The following is a 16215-nucleotide window of genomic DNA, read 5'->3' as shown; positions in this document are numbered from 1 at the left end:
TTCCGGCGGTCGGTTCACTCGTACTCGTCCTGGCAGGACTCGGAGTCCTCGGCGCCCGTGTCGGACAGCCCCAGGATGATGGAGGGCAGCGCCGACGACGTCAGCATCAGCGTGGTCAGCAGCCCGGGCATCCGCTCGATCACCCCGGGGTCGTCCTGGAAGACGACCATGAGCAGAACGACGGCCATGCCGGCGGCGATCGCGCACTGGTACCCGATGAAGGAGACCCGGTCGCGCAGCCCGCGCTCGCGTTCGTCCAGTCCCGCCACCGGCCGTTCGGCCACGCCCCGGGTCATCGAGCGCAGCACGCCCCACAGCAGCAGCCACAGGGCGAATCCCACGAGCCACCACGAGTCGGAGAACGCGTTGCCGTCCGAGACCAGTGAGAGCACCACCATGGCGGCGCTCAGCGCGCAGAGCGAGAACGCCACGGGGCGCATGGGGCTGCGGACCGGACCCGTCGTCACGTCGGAACCTTCCCGGCTCACGTGCGTTCCTCCTTTTTGTACAGCTGGGCGGACAGCGGGGTGAAGGGTTGACGACTGAAGATCGCTTCGACCGGAAGGTCGAACACGTCGCTGAAGCGGAAGGCCAGATCGAGGCTCGGGAAGTAGTCGCCCCGCTCGATGGCGCCGATGGTCTGCGGGTGCACCTCCACCAGTTCGGCCAGCGCGACCCTGCTGAGACCGCGCTCCGCGCGCAGCACTCTCAGCTGGTTGTAGATCGGCATTCCCTCGCGATGGCTCACTGGGCTCATGCGAGGAAATGTAGTGCTAACACAACAGCTCGTCAAGAAACAGCTACAGGAAGGTAGGCTTACCTGTGACCGACGTGCTCCCGAGCGTGCTCGTGCCGAACATGCCCGACACCCCGGACGCCCTGCGGCCCTTCGCCGAACTGGTGCGCGACACCGGCGCGCGCCGGCTGTGGACGGGCCAGTCGCTCAAGGTGGAGACCCACCAGGCGTTCGCCCACCTCGCCGGCGCCGGGGTGCGCGTCCCCGTCGGCACCGGCGTGACCCTGATGCCGCTGCGCCATCCCTACGAGGCCGCCCTGCAGGCCCGCTCCCTGGCCCTGCTGACCGGGAGGACGGTGGTGGCCGGATACGGCGTCGGCGCACCGGCGTTCGTGCGCAGCCTCAACGGACGGACCTATCCCAGCCCGCGCACGATGGCCGCCGACTACCTGCGCACGGTCCGCTCGCTGCTCGACGGGGAGATCGTCGACCACGCGGGCGACTACCACGCGCTGCGGGGGCGGCTGATCCCCATGGACCACCCGGGCGTGGAGGTCGGCGTGGGAGTACTGCGCCCCAACATGGCCCGCACCGCCGGCGGCGTCGCCGACGTCGCCATCACCTGGATGACCCCGCCCGGATACGTCGCCGGGACCCTGCTGCCCGCCCTGGAGGAAGGCGCCAAGGACCGGGACGCCCGCTGCCGCGTCGCGACCGTCGTCCACGTCGCGGTGGAGCGAGGCGGCCGGGACCCGTACGTCCTCGCGCACACGGCCGCCTCCGGGCATCTGGCGGCCGACCACTACACCGACATGCTGCGCCGCGCCGGTGTGCGGGCCGATCCGTCCGACCCGAGGGCCGGCGCCGCCGCCCTGGTGGACAGCGGCACCTACGTGTTCGGCTCGGCGGACCACATCGCCGCCCGCCTCGACGAGTACCGGGGCGCCGGGGTGGACGAGGTGATCCTCAACTGCGGCGGGGTGCTCTTCACCGAGGGCCGGGACGCGGCGTTCCGGGACGCCCGGGAGATCATCGAGGCGGTCCGGCGGCGGCACGGTGGCTGAGCCGGTCACCGCCCGGGAGACGGAACCGGTCACCGTGCGCGAGTACGGCACCCGCTATCTGCGGATCACCGTGCGGCACCACGGGGGCACGGCATTCAGCTGGCTGCGCGCACCCGGGCCGGCCCACACCCGTCCGCAGCGCCTTCCCGCGGCGGCGGTCGAGGCGGCCCTGCGCCGGGCCGGCACGGCCGTCGGTGACGCGGCGGACGGTGACGCCGCGGACGGCCGGCCCGGAGCCCGGCTCGCCCTGGGGGAGTGGGCCGGCGGCCCGGCGCCGGACGGTGAGGCGCGCCAGGGCGTGCTGTACCGCGTGCAGGGCGCCGTCTCGGTGGCCCGGCTGCTGCCCTCCGGCGACAGCACCGCCCACCGGCTCGCGGTGAGCGCGCTGGCGGACGCGGGCAGGACACTGCGGCGGCTGCACCGGGAGCCGTGGGACTTCCCGCAGCGGCCGCCCCACCCCGGCCTGCGGCGGCTTCGAGCCTGGGCCGCGGGGGAGGAGAGCACCCCGGGAGCGACCCGGCTGCGCGCACTGGCCCGCACCCGGCTCGGCCCCTCGCTGTGGGCCCGCCTGACCGACTGGTCCGAGGCCGCGAACGAACCCCCCGGCGGGCCGGGCGCGGTCCTGCTGCACGGCGCGCCGAGCACCGGCTGGCTGGTCCCCTCCGCCGCCGGCGGCCGGGCCGCCCTGCTCACCGGCGAGGAGGTCACCGGCGGCGACCCGGCCCTCGACCTCGGCTGGATCCTCGGGGAGCTGCACGAACTGCGCGCCGCCGCCGCACGCGGTCTCGGCGCCGCCGGGCAGGGACCACCGGTCGACTACCCGGCGGCGGCGCACGCCCTACTCTCCGGTTACGCGGGCGGTACGGGCACCACCGGCGTCACCGCCCTCCCGTCCGGCACCGAACGCGCGGCCACACTCCGACTCGCCGTCCACATGCGGGACTTCGCGTCGTTCGTCGGCTGGCACGAGGACCTGCGCCGCTACTGCGACCTGCTGGCGGAGGCGCTCGCCGAGGACGGCGCCCCCGCTCTCCAGTGGGGCACGGCCCCCGGGAACGTCAGTTCGTGACGATCGTCGTCGTCACCGTCACCGCGATGATCGCCGTCAGCGCGTCCTCCGCGGCCTTCACGACATGACGCACCGCCGTCGCGGACCACCGGCCCCGTGAGACCGACTCCATGGCCGCCTCCACCCGGCGCCCGTCGGCGCCCGGGAAGGCCAGGCGGTGCAGTTTCGCCCCGTGCAGCAGGGCCACCAGGCTCGCCGTACGCTCGTCCGGCGCCGCGCCCTGCAGGACGACCGCGTGCAGGCGCTGCCGTACCGCCGCCTCCACCGAGCCGTCGGCCTCCGGGTAGCGGCGCACGGGGAAGAGGCCGAGCACCTTCTTCTTCTCCTCGCGGACCAGCCCCTTCTCGATCAGACCCGCGTTCGCCCGGGCCACGGCGTCCGTCTTCAGCCGGTTGATCCAGTCCCTGGTGCTGCCCGGCTCCTCCTTGCCGGCCACGGCCTCGAGCGCGGCGTCCAGGGCGGGCTCGCCCGGCGGCGTCGCGTCGACGACGGTGACCTTGTCGCCGGTCACGTCGATCCGGCCGGCCAGTGCGAGCTCCACCAGCGCGGCCGCTGCGATCGCCGGGGCGACCTTCGCCGACTCCTTGGCGGTGCCGGACTCGTCGTCCAGCGAGAGGAGCAGGAGCTGCTCGCCCAGGGTGGCCGAGGCCGTCCCGGAGGTCTCCGTGGAGGTTGCCGTGGGGGGTTCCATCGCTGTGTCCGTTCCTTCGGTGTCCGGGTGGGGTCGGTCGTCGGTGAGGAAGATCCTCACCTCTGTTCTCCGGAACGCACCTACCCACCGCCGTTCCCGCACCACCGGTCCCGCGCGGCCGATCCCGGTCACCGACTCCGGCCACCGGGACGCGGCCGTGCCGACGCCGTCCTGCCCCACCGGACCGGTGGGGCCAAAGGACCCGTCGGCCGGCCTTGACTCTGTCGGGGATCTTGGGACTCGGGTTCATCTCCCTTGCCGCCACCAGCATTCCGAGGTCAGCCCCCGCGAGTCGAGGCAGCGCCGGAACGCCGTGAGGTCGCGGGTGGAGTTCGGACTTGGACCGTCCGAGGCGGACGCGGCCTGCCGTCACGCCCGGAGCAACCGCTACCGCATCCTGCTGATCACCTGCGCCCTCGTCCCGGAGGAACGCCGCGTCTTCGACCTGCCGAACCCGTTCTCGGCCCAGGGACGCGACCGTTTCAGGACGGTGAGCCGGGGGGTTCACTACCAGTGCTCGCCCCTGGGTTAAGGGGTCCTTGCAGAATGATCCTCTTGTGGCACGGTGGGGGTGTATGTGACTCCGTGTTTTGTGGGGTGTGACCATGGCGCGGCGGAAGCCGTGGGAGGTCAGTGACGAGTTGTGGGCGGGGATCGAGCCGCTGCTGCCGAAGCATGAGCGGCGGTTCCGGCACCCGGGGCGCAAGCGGATCGATGACCGCAAGACGCTCCAAGGGGTGCTGTTCGTCCTCTACACCGGCATCCAGTGGGATTTCCTGCCACAGGAGTTGGGGTTCGGTTCGGGTCCCACGTGCTGGCGGCGACTGGCCGAGTGGCAGCAGGCCGGAGTGTGGGAGGACCTCCAGCGGGTGCTGCTGGACCGGCTTCGGGCGGCGGACCGCCTCGACTTCTCCCGTGCCACGATCGACGCCGGGCCCGGACGCTCGCCGTACCGTCTGCCGTACGCGCTGCGCCACGCTCGGCACACTCATCGTCACGTACGGCGACAACCCAGTCCAGCGAGTCGACCAGTACAACGCGATCTGTATCGGCGCCGGACCTGCCGACGGCACGTCACTTCCCGGCAGCGTGGCCGCCATGTCAGTCCCCCGCCCCCAGAGCCCCACGTCGGCCCGTACGCTCACCCAGGCTTCTCCGCCACCCGCCGCGGCGCCCGCCTCGCCCGGCTGCTCGCCGCGCACCAGCTCACCGAGTGGAGCCACCCGCACGGCACCGAGGCGCACGACACCGTCGTCCTCGTCGTCGCCGAACTCGCCACGAACGCCGTCCTCCACGGCCACGTCCCCGGACGGGACTTCGCCCTGTCCCTGTCCCACGACGAGAGCCGAGGCACCGTCCGGATCGAAGTGACCGACACCCACCCCGCCCAGCCGACGCAGCGGACCCCCAGCACGGACGAGAACGGCGGCCGCGGCCTGCTCCTCGTCGACGCGCTCGCCGCCGACTGGGGCGTACAGGACCGCCTCGGCCCCGGCAAGACGGTGTGGGCCGAGTGCGTTACGGGCGGCTCCCCGATCTGACCACCGTCGACCGTGAACATCCCTCCGGACCCGCCGCACCCGCAGAGCGGGCCGCCCGGCCGAGACCGTCGGGCCGGGCCCCTGCTCCGTCCGGGGCATTGGGTGCTCGGGCACCGCGGTATTACGGTGACACCTCGTGGGATGCCTCGACCGCGTTCGAGGGGGAACCGGTCCGCTTCGCGGGGCATCCGGGGGCGAGGGGAGCCACCGTGCAGGTGCTGTATGCCGTCAGTTTCGATGTCCAGGATGTCCGGCCTGCCCAGGAGCCGGGGCATGTCCTCGGGCGTCTCCGTCACCATCTCGCCGACTGGCTCGGTGACCGAGGGCGCATACAGGCGCCGTCGGCAGCCGAGTTGGACCGTGCCGGGAGGGCGGTGCTCGTCGGGAAGTACCCCGGCCACGGCGAGCGAAACCTGAACTGGTCGGTGGCGGGTGACGAGCGGACCCGTGCGCTGCGGATGACCATCCACCAGCCGCTGTCCGACAGCCCGGCCCAGTTCGTCACCCGGGTCACCGTCTCCCAGTCGGAGGACGGCGGCGGCGGCTTCAGGGTCGTCATGGGCAGGGAGATTCCCGACGGCTGGATCGCCCCCGTGCAGGACCCGCGGCTCAGGCGCCCCCACCTCCTGCGGGCCGTACTCGCCGACGAAGATCTCGACGTGCGGGTGCTGGGCCAGCGTGCCACCGGGCGCTACGAGAGGATCCGGGAGGAGGGGCATGCCGGCGTACTTCTCGAATCCCTGGCGCTGAGCACGCGTCTGCCCATCCTCCTGGTGCACCCCAGGGATCCGGCGGGATGGAACGGGGCGGCCGAGGCTTCGGGACAACTCGCCGGACTGGCCCAGGTGGTGACCCTGAACTATGTGACCGCACAGGCCGTCCGCCGGGTCCACGAGCAGGTGGCCGTGCCCAGCGGCGGCGCCCGGCTGGTCTGGCCCAACCTCGGCCTGGAGCATCCGGCCTACTCGCGGGAGGAGGTCTCCCAGGCGTCCTTCGTGGAAAGGCGGCTGATGCCGTCGCTCGCCCACCTCTCCGTCATCGCGCGCGGCAGTGACACCGCGTGGGAGAGAGCGCGGCAGGCCTCGTACCGGGCCGGGGCGCGCAGGGCGGCGGAGCAGCTGGCGCGCGCGCAGGCCGCCGGGGACAGGACCGCCGAGCTCCAGGCGCTCAAGGAACGCACCCAGCAGCTCGAAGAGGACGCCAGGTCGTGGGAGGACATGGCGCAGACCTGCATGGAGGAACGGGACAAGGCGCAGTCCGAAGCCGCCACCGCCGAGTCGCTGCGCCAGGACCGGGACTACTGGAAGAAGCTGTACCTGGACCTGTCGAAGGGCGGGACCGGACAGGTGGCGGAGTTCGACGCCTGGAGCGAGATCCCGGTGCTGGGAACGGACGCCCTCCCCACGTTCGAGGCCCTCGTCGAGGCGTCGGAGAAGCACATCGTCTTCACGGCGAAGGCGGCGCGCGCCTGGAAGGCATCCCAGTACCCGTATCCCCAGGAGATGACCGACCAGCTGATCGCCCTCGCGCAGGCCGCGATGGACCTCTACACCAAGCCCGGCAAGATGCCGAGGCTGGACCAGTGGTTCTACGACAACCACGGGCTGAGGTTCGCCAACAGCGACGAGAAGCTCAGCAAGAACAAGGACAAGCGCTATTTCGAGTTCGACGAGAAGCGCAGGGACGGGTTGCCGCACGTCAAGGTCCGGGATGCCGTGTCGCCCAACGAGGTCGGACGGATCTACTTCGCCCTCGACTCCGACGGCAAGCGTTTCATCGTGAACCACGTCGGACTTCACCTGTAGCCCGCTGCGCGGGTCACCCGCCCACGGACCGTACGCCCGGTGGTGCCGCAGAGACGGGCGGCCCTCAGCCTCTCCCTCCACCCACCCTGATGTCCTGGTTCCAGGCGTCGCTCCGGCCGTTCCGCCCCGTCTTGCAGACCGTGTCGTAGCAGCGCCAGAACCAGACGCCGTTTCTGCGGCGGCGCAGCTCGATGCCGGTGCCGCCGCAGCGGCCGCACTTCGGCGGGCGGGTGAACAGCTCGGCGTGCTCGTGCTCCAGGAGCTTGCGGGCGAAGTGGCCACCGCGGATCGTCAGCATGACCTCGCGGGTCCACGACTGGGACAGGGTGTTGAGGCTGCCGAGCATCACCGCCCGCTCGTCGATCACCGCGATCTTCTGGTGCATGACGTTGACGGGAACGACCGTGTGGGCGACGGCCCGGAGGTCGGCGATGAGGCTCTGGCTGTCCGGGCGGGCCTGGAGCTGGTCCGTGTCGTCGCGGACGAACACGCTCACGCGCACGCCGCGACCGGCCGCCTCGCGCAGCAGCGGCAGGATGCCGCGCACCCGGTTCGCGACCCACGGCGCCCACAGCCAGACCGAGGTGCGGGCCGTGCGGATCTCGTCCTCGAAGGTGCTGAAGAACGTCGTCTCGTCGTCGGTGCCGGTGATCTCGACGTGCCGGGCGAGCACGTCGGCGAGGGCGGCACCGAACTCCCCGCGGCTCGGGGTGTCCTCGTGCGGCGGCGTGATCAAGTGGCCGGCCTGCAGACGCCGTACGCCCGGCGTGCCGACCAGGGCGGCCAGGTGGGAGAAGGCCGTGCCCTGCTTCGAGGAGCGGATGCGTTCCCAGCTGCCGATGACGTACAGGCGGGTCTGGACGCGGGTGGCCGCCACGTTGAACAGGCGCACGCCGCTGCGCGCCCAGTCCGACGAGCCCGGCTCCCGGTGCGCCAGCGACATCCGCAGTTCCTTGCCGTCGGCGCCCTCGACCGTGTCGCAGACGACCACGGGGAACTCCCTGCCCTGGAAGCAGACGTGCGTGGCACACACCGTGTACGGGACAGGGCACGGGCGGCGAGAGTCCCGCTCGCTCCCCGAACTGGCCCGCCCGTGCGCGCAGTCGACGCGGGGGGCGCGCCGTTCGGGCTCGCCGGACGGGACGACCGGTAGAGCGCTACCGCCGCGTCGTTCGTGGACGGTTGGCGACGAGCAGGTGCCGCTTGCTGCCGCCGGTCCCTTGCCCTCAGCGCCGTCGGCATCCGCTGCCACACGCCTGCCCAGCCTGCCGATGGGTGTCCAGCCGGACAACCGGGCAACTGCAAGGAAAACGGCGCCTCGCTCTCGCCGAGAACTCCTTGGGCGATACCCCCATCGAGCTGGCGAACTCCAACGACTGGGAAACCGCACCACCGCCCCCCGGATTCCAGACGGAGCAGCAGGAACGGTGGCTGGAGCAGATCGGCAAGTTCCAGCACCACTTCGACGCACCCGAGTTCGACACCGAGACCCGCGAGTTCGCCGCGACTCCCACCAGAGGACGCAGGACGCGACTTTCGAGGACCTGGTCCCGCGAGCCGGCGCGGCTGCCTGCCGGTGCCGCCCATGATCGTCACCAGTTCGCCCAAGGCCCCGGCGATCTCCTGGCGGGCGAAGGCACAGGAGCTGATCGAGCGGCTCGTCGCCGAGGGCCGCGTCCGGATCACTGATCCCGATGACGACGAGGTCGCGGAATGGCGGCGCGTCGTCGACTATGCGAATCGGCCCGACGCCGGCTGCAGTTCCGCCTCCAGTTCGGCGATCCCTCGACGGGCGACCACGAGCTCAGCCTGGTACTGGCTGGTCGGCCCGGGCAGCTGCCCGGTGTCGACGAGGTACTGACGTCGCCAGACGCAGATCGTCTGCTCGCTGATGCCGAGATCGTGAGCGATCTTCCTGATCGCCCGGCCGGAATCGACGAGATCGAGGGCCTTGCGCCGGAACTCAGCCGGGTAACTACGGGGCACTGAAGCCTCCTTGGTGTCTGGGACATCGTCTGTCCAACAAGGTGACTCCACCAGACCCGGGGCACATCAGAGCCTCCGCCGGTCCCGGTTCGGTTCGGTTCGGTTCACGAGGTTCCTCGTCGAGCCGGATAGGCCCAGCGACATAGGTCGATCAGCCGATGTCCGCCGGCGGGTTTTCCAGCACAATCTGTGGAGGCCGAGCACGAGCTCGATCGCGGGGCTGTGCGCCGTCCGGGGGATGACCGATTGCAGGGCTGCAGACGGAACATCGGCTTCCCGGTTTTTTCCGCATCGGAACGTCGAGTGCCTCTTCATGTCGTGCTGCATCACAGGAGAAGAAGAAAGACATGGTGGTGAAACGTCGTATCGGAGGGGCGCTCGGCGCCCTCGCATCCCTTGGCGGCTTGCTCGTCGCGGGACTCCCGGTACGCCGGCGGCCACGTCCGCGCCGGTCTGTCCCAGGCCGCACCCCAGCGTGGCGCCCCTATGCATCCACGACGGTGCGGACTTCACGGGACTGCTCGACAACTACCCGTCGATCGTGCCGAACCCCGGCGACGACAAGGAGGACAAGATCTCCTTGATCGTCAACGACTCCGACTACCGCTTCCTGTTCTTCTCGGACATCCCCTATCGCGGTGAAGTGCTGGAAGTCGGCCCCCACCAGACGTGGGTGGCTTCGGCGGAGTGGGACAACCGCATCTCTTCATGTATCGGGTACTGAGGACTTGGCTCCTGCGGCAGCTCAGCGCTCGGCGCAAACCGTCCGGAAAGGCGACCTGTTCAGCTGGTCGTTCCGAGCCCGAATCCGACCACCGGAAAGCGAACTTCACGCATGGCCCTCCATCCCCCGGACCTCCCTCTCGCCGCCGGGCAGGAACGCATCTGGCGAGGCCAGATGAAGAACCCCGCCAGTCCCGTCTACAACCTCGGTATCTACGTCGACATACAGGGCCACCTCGACCCAGGGCTACTGGAGCGGGCCGCCCGGCAGGTCATCGACGAGGCGGAGACACTGCGAGCCGTCATCGTCGAGGACGAGGACGGCATACGCCAGCGGATCGGGCCTGTGGATCCCTGGACGATGCCGCACATCGACCTGTCCGGAGAGCAGGACCCGCAGGACGCCGCCCGGAAGTGGATGGATGAGGAGATGGCGCGGCCCCGGGAGTGGGGCCGGCCTCCGCAGTTCTCGTGCGCGCTGCTCACCCTCGCCCCCGGCCGTCATCGGTGGTTCGGTTCCACCCACCACCTGGTGAACGACGGTTACGGATCCGCCGTCGTCGTCCGTCGGCTTTCCGACGTCTACACCGCCCTGTCGCAGGGACGCGACATGGCCGACGGCGCTCTGCCGCCGTTGCGCACGCTGCTGGACGAGGAAGCGCGATACCGGTCTTCCGCACAGTACCGCCAGGACCAGGCGTACTGGCGGGCGAAGTTCGCTGACAGGCCGACACCCCTGAGTCTCTCGGCACGGACAGACCCGCCGACGGCCGTCAGACGCCGCTCCTCCGCCACGCTGGATCCCGCAGTCGGAAGTGCGCTGAAGAAGGCGGCCGACCAAGCCGGTACCTCCTGGCCCCGGGCGCTCATGGCGGCCGTCGCCGCCTATGTGCACGGCGTCACGGGGGAGAAGGACGTGATCCTGGGGTTCCCTGTGGCGGCGCGCCCGACGTTCCTCACCCAGGTGACTCCCGGCCTGCGCTCGAACATCGTCCCCCTCCGGCTTCAGGTGGAGCCCTGGATGACGGTCCAGGAACTGGTGGGGCACACCAGGCAGGAGATGAGGGCCGCGCTGACCCACCAGCGCTACCGGCACGAGGAACTGCGCGAGGACCTCGGCATACTGCACAACAGGAAACGCCTCAACGGTCCGGTCGTCAACATCATGCCATTCGATTACGACCTGTCGTTCGGCCGGGCCCGCGGAGTGATGCGTAATCTGTCCACCGGGCCGGTGACCGACATCGACTTCGTCTGTTACGGCAGCCGACCCGAGGAGCAGGGCGGCGTGAGCCTCGATCTGGAGGCCAACTCCGCCCGCTATACGGACCACGAGTTCGAGAGCCACGGGCACTCCTTCCGCGCCTTCCTCGCGGCTCTGTCCGGTTCACCGGGGGGCCGGACAGCCACCGGTCTCAGCGTGGCGGAAGTCCTGGACCGGGGGGCGGTGTGAGCGATGGCCGGCTGCAGACCTCCGTACTGACGGATGCCTGCCCCGAACGGTGGACGTACGGCGACGGGAGCACCGCGTGGCTGCCCCGGGACGCGGACGTCGTCGTCGGACGTGCGTCCCGGTGGCTGGGTACGCCGTACTCGTGGGGAGGAGGGACACCCTACGGACCGAGCACAGGTTTCTGCGACGGCGCCAACGGCTACGGGCCGTCGGGCGAGTGCGTGGCCTCCGTCACCCCGGGGTTCGACTGCTCAAGCCTGGTGCGCTACGCGTACTGGCCGTTCAACCGGTTGCCCCGGGTCTCCGCGAGCCAGTACGCGGCGACCTCCGAATACACCGTCCGGCGGACCGCCCTGCGTGAGGGCGATCTGGTTTTCTGGCACAACGGCACACGCGTTTACCACGTAGGCCTCTACTGCGGGAACGACGAGGTGATCCACGCCCCCCGAACCGGCAAACTCATCTCACGGGTCCCGCTGGACGAGGCCATGCCGCGAAAGGACTACTACGGAGCCACCCGGCTTCTGAACCTCTCCGCCAGGTGATCCCCGCACGGACCGCTGCCGCGAGCGGGAGAGGACGGCATCCGGGCCGTCCGTCGGCGGGCTGCGGCACCGGCGCGAGGTTTCACCGAGGAGATGCACCATGACACTCACACTCACCATCGACACCGTGCGCTGGCGGGAACACCATCGCAGCGTCCTCGACCGGTTTCCGGGCCTTGTGCCGGTCTGCAAGGGAAACGGCTACGGGTTCGGCCAGCACAGGCTGATGCGGGAAACGACCCAACTCGGCATACGGCTCGCCGCTGTCGGCACCGTTCAGGAAGCGTCCCTCGTGCAGGATTCCTTTCCCGGAGACCTTCTGGTGCTGATGCCGTACCGCAACGGGGAGGTGTCCCCGACGCTGTCCGGCAGGACCATCCGTGTCGTCTCCTCCGCCGGGCACTGCGACGGTCTCGCGGGGCGCCGAGTCATGGTGGAGCTCAGGTCCTCCATGAGGCGGCACGGCATCACGGAGGCCGATCTGCCCGCCCTGCGCGCGGTGATGAGCGGGTGGGAGTTCGAGGGTTTCTCCATCCACCTTCCGCTGAACCGGGTGGGCGGCGTCGGCGGGACCGAAGAGGTCGCCGCCTGGGTGCGGCGACTGCGTGAGGAAAGGATGCCGCTCTATCACGTCTTCGTGAGCCACCTGTCGGCCGAGGAGATGGCCAGGCTGCAGAACGACTTCCCGCGGACTCGCTTCCGGCTGCGCACAGGAACGAAGCTGTGGCTCGGCGCCCCGGGGGCCACCCGGTACCACAGCCGGGTACTCGACATCACACGACCGGAGCGGAGCAAGCGCTTCGGTGCCGGACGGCGGCAGCCGCTCTCGGGCCCGTACCACGTCGTCGTGGCGGGCGGCACCTCGCACGGGGTGGGGCTGAGGGCGCCCAGGAGGCTGAGCGGTCTGTGGGACCGTGCCCGCCACGTCGCGGGCATCGGACACACCTGCCTCAACCACCATCTGTCGCCCTTCGTCTGGGACGGCAGGCGGTGCAGGTTCGTCGAACCTCCCCGCCTGCAGGAATCAGTCCTGCTGGTGCCCGGGGGCAGTGTGCCGCCGGAAGTCGGCGACGAGCTCGCGTTGCAGCTGCGCTACACCATCACCCGTCCCGACCGTGTCGTGGAGGAACCACGGGTCACAGCAGGCGCGCCCCTGGCCGTCGACTCTGCGGCGAAGCGGGGATGATCCGCCCCGGCTGCCACGCCGGCACGCGATTCCCGCTCCGGGACCCGCGCGGCATTCAGCCGCGACACCGCACGAGGCCGCACGGAGGAACGTCGGATGACCCGCCCGCACCCCGGGGACATGAGCCGTTCGGACACGAAGGCCGCCATACGCAGCCTGCTGATCGGGCTCTTCGCCAGTCTCTTGTCCGGAACGGTGGTCACCACGGCCCTGCCACGCGTCATCACCGACCTGGACGGCGGCCAGTCCGCGTACACCTGGGTCGTCGCTGCCACCATGGTGACGACCATCCTCAGTCTTCCGCTGTGGGGCAAGTTCGCCGACCTGACGAACCCGAAAACGCTCATCCACTGCGCCCTCGGCCTCTTCGCTCTCGGTTCAGCGCTCGCCGGACTGGCGCAGAACCTTCCCTTGCTCATCGCGGGCCGGGCCGTCCAGGGCCTGGGGGTGGGCGGTATCACCGCACTCACCCAGGTGATCATGGCCATGTTGATCCCGTCCCACGAGCGAAGCCGGTACAACGGAAGGCTCGCACTGGTCATGATGGGCGGCACGGTCTGCGGGCCGCTGGTGGGCGGAACGGTCGCCGATGTCCCGTGGCTGGGCTGGCGCTGGTGCTTCCACCTCGGGCTGCCCCTGGCGGCGGCCGCCGCCCTCACCCTCCATCGGACTCTGCGGCTGCCACCCAGTGGCGACGGTCTGCGCGCGTCCTCCCTGGACATCAGGGGCGCCTTCCTGCTGACGGCCACGATCGGCACCCTGCTGGCCGGCATCTCCCTGGTCGGCACCGGACTCTCCCCGATGTCCTGGGAGTTCACCGCGACGGTCTGCGCCCTTGTCGTATCCGCTGCCGCATTCCTGCGCACGGAGCGGCGGGCCGCGGACCCCCTCATCCCGACGCGGCTGCTGCGCAACCGCACGGTCGTGCTGACCGCGGTCGCGGACTTCGCGGCCGGCCCCGCACTGTTCGCCTCGCCGGCCCTGCTCGGCCAGTACTTCCAGATCGCCCGCGGCCAGTCGCCGACGGTCTCCGGGCTGCTGTGCCTTCCGATGGTCGCGGGACTGCTGTTGTCCGCGACCGTCAGCGGTCACCTGATCAGTGCGAAGGGCCGCTGGAAGGCCCATCTGACGGCCGGTGGGGTACTGCTGCTCCTCAGCTTCTCGCTGATGGGCACGGTACGCGCGGACACACCTCTGTTGCTCGTCGGGGTCTACCTCTTCACCGGCGGTGCCGGTATGGGGATGACCTCCCAGAACCTGGTGCTGATCGCGCAGAACGCGGTGCCCCCGGCCGAACTGGGCGCCACCGGCTCGATGGTGGCGCTCTGCCGTAATCTGGGCGGACTGTTCGGCGTCACCGTCCTCGGAGGGGCCCTGGCCGCCCGCGTGGACACGCTGACGGAATCCGCGGGCGCCATGGCCGCTGGGGAATCCGCTGTGCGCGACGGGCGGCTGCCGGACCTGCGCGCGCTGCCGCCCGATACGGCGGACTTCATCCAGTCGGTCTACGGACGGGCTCTGGGCGATGTCTTCGCCCTCTCGGTTCCCTTCGCTCTGATCACCCTCCTGGCCGTCCTGGCACTGCCCGAGCGGCCGCTGCGGCCCGCACGGGAACCCGAGGCCACCGCCGGAACGGCCCACGGACCCGGACGGTGATCATTCCAGGACGGTGAACGACCAGGATGCGAGGTGGCCCTTGAGGCGGATGAGTCCTCTGAACGAAACGATCTCGCACAGTGGCGTGAAGTGACTGCGTGCGGACGGGCCGGATGGGCTGGACGGTCGGCTGCTCGCGCAGGGCTGCCGCTTCTTCCGGGCTCGCATACGGGCGACCCACGGTGACGGCCTCCGGGGAAGGTCGGTCCGCACGGCAGGACGTGTCCCTCGCGGGCATCTCGCCCTCGACCAGGTAGCGCGTGGCGGCGTTCAGCACGCAGGAGTGCTTGCCCAGGACGTACACGCCGTGCCCGCTGTCGTCGACGGTGACCAGCCGGGCCCGGTCGCCGAACTTCTCGCGCAGCATCTTCCCGCCCCGGTGCGGGGTCGACGCGTCCCGCCGGTTCTGCAGGAGCAGCACGTTGCGCGGTCCCTCGGCGTCGATCTTCACCGGCGGTTCGGCGGGGGCGTACGGCTGGTCGGCACGGGCGACGCCCTGCTCGCCCCGTCGATCACCCGCCGCCTGGTGGAGCGCTACGCCTCGCAGTCCGCCCGCACACCCGTCGTGCACCTCGACCTCTCGGCCCTGCCCCCCCCGCAAGACGGAGGTCCTGCCCCTGCTGGGCCGCGGCCTGTCCAACACGGAACTCGCAGCCGAACTGACCCTGAGCGAGGCCACGGTGAAGTCCCACGTGGCACGCATCTTCGCCAAGCTGTCGCTCCGAGACCGGGTCCAGGCCGTCGTACTCGCCTACGAGACGGGACTGGTCAGGCCCGGCGAATGAAGCGGAGCAGCCGGGGCCGGCCGGGCCCCCGCCCTCTGCGGGGCCCTCGCTCCCCGAGCGTGGCGACGGCCTCCTCAAGGACCGCCTGCCTCACGGGCCGACTCCCGGACCCACGGCTCGCACGTACGAGTGCCGTCTGATCCGAAGCCGTCGAGGGCGGTGGACGCGCGGCCGGGGCCGGGCGGCCGGCGCGGTGAACCCCGCCGGCCGCGCACCGCGCCTGTCGTCCCGCCCCCGGGCCACCGGCGGTTGATTCCAGGCAGGCGAACGTCGGCCTCGTCGAGCATCAGCAGGGTACGCGCCCGGGTCCGCTCCTTCATATAGGGCCAGGCGGCCTCCACCAAACCGCTGTCAAGAAGGAGTTGATCCAGCACTTCGAAGTAGACGGCACCGCCGACGTGCTCCGTGGAGTGGTCCACGATGCGCTCCACGAAGTCCCAGCACCGGGTGAGCAGCCGTGTGTCCGGGCTGTCGCTTCTCAGCTGCGGCATCAGCAGCGGCGTGGTGAAGCATCCGGCCAGCAGTTCGTACAGCATCACGGCCGCGTCCTCGGTCAGGACGGCCGCTTCCGCGGGTCGGCGGAACATCTCGGCGATGGAGTCGGCGGATTCGGGGACCATGCGCAACAGCAGCGGGGGGATCTCCTTGACCGGGATCTCCTCGACCGGATCCCCGGCGGGGGTGTCGCCCATGTCTACCTCAGCAGGTGTGTCGGTCGTGCCCATGGGCATGGGTTCGGAGCCCGTCGTGCGAGATGTCCCGGACCTCGTGAGGGAGACGGGCGACAGAACGGGCAGGACCCCACCTCTTCGGTATGATTCCTGCCCGTTCCTTCAGCGGCTGGCCGGCTAGGGCCTGTTGTGAAAGTGCTGGTCACAGCCACTCGTTGATGGCTGCGACCAGCACGGTCGCTTCGTAGCGGACGGCGAGTTTGTCGTAGCGGGTGGCGACGGCCCGGTGGCGCTTGAGCCGGTT

The 16215-nt window shown here is 70.6% G+C and carries 18 protein-coding genes and 3 pseudogenes; 13 read left to right on the top strand and 8 right to left on the bottom strand.

All coding sequences use genetic code 11. From position 1 onward, the window contains the following. Positions 1 to 14 precede the first annotated feature (14 nt). Together ORI94_RS31705 and ORI94_RS31700 are read right to left on the bottom strand one after the other, a co-directional pair. Positions 15 to 488 carry a hypothetical protein gene (locus ORI94_RS31705; RefSeq protein ID WP_266081994.1) on the bottom strand — a complete coding sequence of 158 codons (474 nt, stop codon included), beginning with the start codon at positions 486 to 488 and terminating at the stop codon, positions 15 to 17. Continuing rightward, the gene (locus ORI94_RS31700; RefSeq protein WP_266081992.1) at positions 485 to 757 is read right to left on the bottom strand and encodes a helix-turn-helix transcriptional regulator; all 273 of its coding nucleotides are present in this window, start codon (positions 755 to 757) and stop codon (positions 485 to 487) included. The genes ORI94_RS31705 and ORI94_RS31700 overlap by 4 nt, the downstream gene beginning before the upstream one ends. A 65-nt stretch (positions 758 to 822) precedes the next feature. Here ORI94_RS31700 and ORI94_RS31695 point away from each other — a divergent pair, with 65 nt between their 5' ends. Together ORI94_RS31695 and ORI94_RS31690 are read left to right on the top strand one after the other, a co-directional pair. Further along, a complete protein-coding gene (locus tag ORI94_RS31695) occupies positions 823 to 1800 on the top strand; it encodes an LLM class flavin-dependent oxidoreductase (RefSeq protein ID WP_323056104.1) in 978 nt (325 codons plus the stop codon). Continuing rightward, positions 1793 to 2869: a hypothetical protein gene (locus tag ORI94_RS31690; protein ID WP_266081990.1), complete on the top strand. Its 1077-nt coding sequence runs from the start codon at positions 1793 to 1795 to the stop codon at positions 2867 to 2869. The genes ORI94_RS31695 and ORI94_RS31690 overlap by 8 nt, the downstream gene beginning before the upstream one ends. Here the strand turns inward: ORI94_RS31690 and ORI94_RS31685 are convergent. Continuing rightward, entirely contained in the window at positions 2859 to 3560 is a 702-nt protein-coding gene (locus ORI94_RS31685) for a GOLPH3/VPS74 family protein (protein ID WP_266081988.1), read from the bottom strand. The two genes, ORI94_RS31690 and ORI94_RS31685, sit on opposite strands and share 11 nt — an antisense overlap. A 325-nt stretch (positions 3561 to 3885) precedes the next feature. On the opposite strand from ORI94_RS31685, the gene ORI94_RS31680 reads away from it, so the two are divergent. From ORI94_RS31680 to ORI94_RS31665, 4 genes and pseudogenes are all read left to right on the top strand, one after another. Continuing rightward, positions 3886 to 4092 (top strand): hypothetical protein, encoded by a 207-nt coding sequence (locus tag ORI94_RS31680; RefSeq protein WP_266081986.1) that lies wholly within the window; start codon positions 3886 to 3888, stop codon positions 4090 to 4092. A 73-nt stretch (positions 4093 to 4165) separates the two neighbouring features. After that, positions 4166 to 4558, top strand: a pseudogene (locus tag ORI94_RS31675) (transposase); the annotation flags it as partial. Positions 4559 to 4603: 45 nt separating this feature from the next. Next, a complete protein-coding gene (locus tag ORI94_RS35410; RefSeq protein ID WP_416237937.1) occupies positions 4604 to 5101 on the top strand; it encodes an ATP-binding protein in 498 nt (165 codons plus the stop codon). Between the two features lie 209 nt (positions 5102 to 5310). Next, positions 5311 to 6906, top strand: a complete 1596-nt coding sequence (locus tag ORI94_RS31665; protein WP_266081984.1) for a hypothetical protein — start codon at positions 5311 to 5313, stop codon at positions 6904 to 6906. A 64-nt stretch (positions 6907 to 6970) separates the two neighbouring features. On the opposite strand, the gene ORI94_RS31660 is transcribed toward ORI94_RS31665, so the two are convergent. Then, positions 6971 to 7897 carry a phospholipase D-like domain-containing protein gene (locus ORI94_RS31660; RefSeq protein ID WP_266081982.1) on the bottom strand — a complete coding sequence of 309 codons (927 nt, stop codon included), beginning with the start codon at positions 7895 to 7897 and terminating at the stop codon, positions 6971 to 6973. 347 nt (positions 7898 to 8244) lie between these two features. On the opposite strand from ORI94_RS31660, the gene ORI94_RS31655 reads away from it, so the two are divergent. Next, positions 8245 to 8595, top strand: coding sequence for a hypothetical protein (locus tag ORI94_RS31655; protein WP_266081980.1), 351 nt, complete (start codon positions 8245 to 8247; stop codon positions 8593 to 8595). A 42-nt stretch (positions 8596 to 8637) separates the two neighbouring features. On the opposite strand, the gene ORI94_RS31650 is transcribed toward ORI94_RS31655, so the two are convergent. Next, entirely contained in the window at positions 8638 to 8892 is a 255-nt protein-coding gene (locus ORI94_RS31650) for a transposase (RefSeq protein ID WP_266081978.1), read from the bottom strand. A 475-nt stretch (positions 8893 to 9367) separates the two neighbouring features. Between ORI94_RS31650 and ORI94_RS31645 the strand changes: the two genes are divergently transcribed. The 5 genes from ORI94_RS31645 (at position 9368) to ORI94_RS31625 (ending at position 14455) form a co-directional block, all read left to right on the top strand. Continuing rightward, complete coding sequence (locus tag ORI94_RS31645) at positions 9368 to 9616, top strand: hypothetical protein (protein ID WP_266081976.1); 249 nt, start codon at positions 9368 to 9370, stop codon at positions 9614 to 9616. Between the two features lie 111 nt (positions 9617 to 9727). Then, on the top strand, positions 9728 to 11068 hold the full coding sequence (locus ORI94_RS31640; protein ID WP_266081973.1) for a condensation domain-containing protein: 1341 nt from the start codon (positions 9728 to 9730) through the stop codon (positions 11066 to 11068). Then, on the top strand, positions 11065 to 11613 hold the full coding sequence (locus ORI94_RS31635; protein WP_266081971.1) for a C40 family peptidase: 549 nt from the start codon (positions 11065 to 11067) through the stop codon (positions 11611 to 11613). Before ORI94_RS31640 ends, ORI94_RS31635 begins: the two co-directional genes overlap by 4 nt. A gap of 100 nt (positions 11614 to 11713) precedes the next feature. Further along, positions 11714 to 12799 (top strand): alanine racemase, encoded by a 1086-nt coding sequence (locus ORI94_RS31630; protein ID WP_266081969.1) that lies wholly within the window; start codon positions 11714 to 11716, stop codon positions 12797 to 12799. A 120-nt stretch (positions 12800 to 12919) separates the two neighbouring features. Continuing rightward, complete coding sequence (locus ORI94_RS31625; protein WP_266081967.1) at positions 12920 to 14455, top strand: MFS transporter; 1536 nt, start codon at positions 12920 to 12922, stop codon at positions 14453 to 14455. Here ORI94_RS31625 and ORI94_RS35405 read toward each other — a convergent pair. After that, complete coding sequence (locus tag ORI94_RS35405; protein ID WP_323056107.1) at positions 14358 to 15026, bottom strand: alpha/beta hydrolase; 669 nt, start codon at positions 15024 to 15026, stop codon at positions 14358 to 14360. The genes ORI94_RS31625 and ORI94_RS35405 overlap by 98 nt on opposite strands. On the opposite strand from ORI94_RS35405, the pseudogene ORI94_RS31615 reads away from it, so the two are divergent. Beyond that, positions 14925 to 15240, top strand: a pseudogene (locus ORI94_RS31615) (response regulator transcription factor); the annotation flags it as partial. The gene ORI94_RS35405 and the pseudogene ORI94_RS31615 overlap by 102 nt on opposite strands. Before the next feature lie 74 nt (positions 15241 to 15314). Here the strand turns inward: ORI94_RS31615 and ORI94_RS31610 are convergent. Continuing rightward, positions 15315 to 15932: a hypothetical protein gene (locus ORI94_RS31610; protein ID WP_266081965.1), complete on the bottom strand. Its 618-nt coding sequence runs from the start codon at positions 15930 to 15932 to the stop codon at positions 15315 to 15317. A gap of 181 nt (positions 15933 to 16113) precedes the next feature. Further along, a pseudogene (locus tag ORI94_RS31605) lies at positions 16114 to 16215 on the bottom strand (IS5/IS1182 family transposase); the annotation flags it as partial.

Origin of the sequence: Streptomyces sp. NEAU-W12, from assembly GCF_026242095.1 — a bacterium.
In the GTDB taxonomy this organism is placed as follows: Bacteria; Actinomycetota; Actinomycetes; order Streptomycetales; family Streptomycetaceae; genus Streptomyces.
The sequence above is the reverse complement of the archived record's forward strand: the minus strand, read 5'-3'. Positions and strand labels throughout refer to the sequence as shown.

What these genes read in the sequence shown, in the direction of transcription:
- ORI94_RS31700 (WP_266081992.1), bottom strand. Translation starts at nt 757, where the DNA reads ATGAGCCCAGTGAGCCATCGCGAGGGAATGCCGATCTACAACCAGCTG.
- ORI94_RS31685 (WP_266081988.1), bottom strand. Translation starts at nt 3,560, where the DNA reads ATGGAACCCCCCACGGCAACCTCCACGGAGACCTCCGGGACGGCCTCG.
- ORI94_RS31640 (WP_266081973.1), top strand. Translation starts at nt 9,728, where the DNA reads ATGGCCCTCCATCCCCCGGACCTCCCTCTCGCCGCCGGGCAGGAACGC.
- ORI94_RS31630 (WP_266081969.1), top strand. Translation starts at nt 11,714, where the DNA reads ATGACACTCACACTCACCATCGACACCGTGCGCTGGCGGGAACACCAT.
- ORI94_RS31625 (WP_266081967.1), top strand. Translation starts at nt 12,920, where the DNA reads ATGAGCCGTTCGGACACGAAGGCCGCCATACGCAGCCTGCTGATCGGG.
- ORI94_RS31610 (WP_266081965.1), bottom strand. Translation starts at nt 15,932, where the DNA reads ATGGGCGACACCCCCGCCGGGGATCCGGTCGAGGAGATCCCGGTCAAG.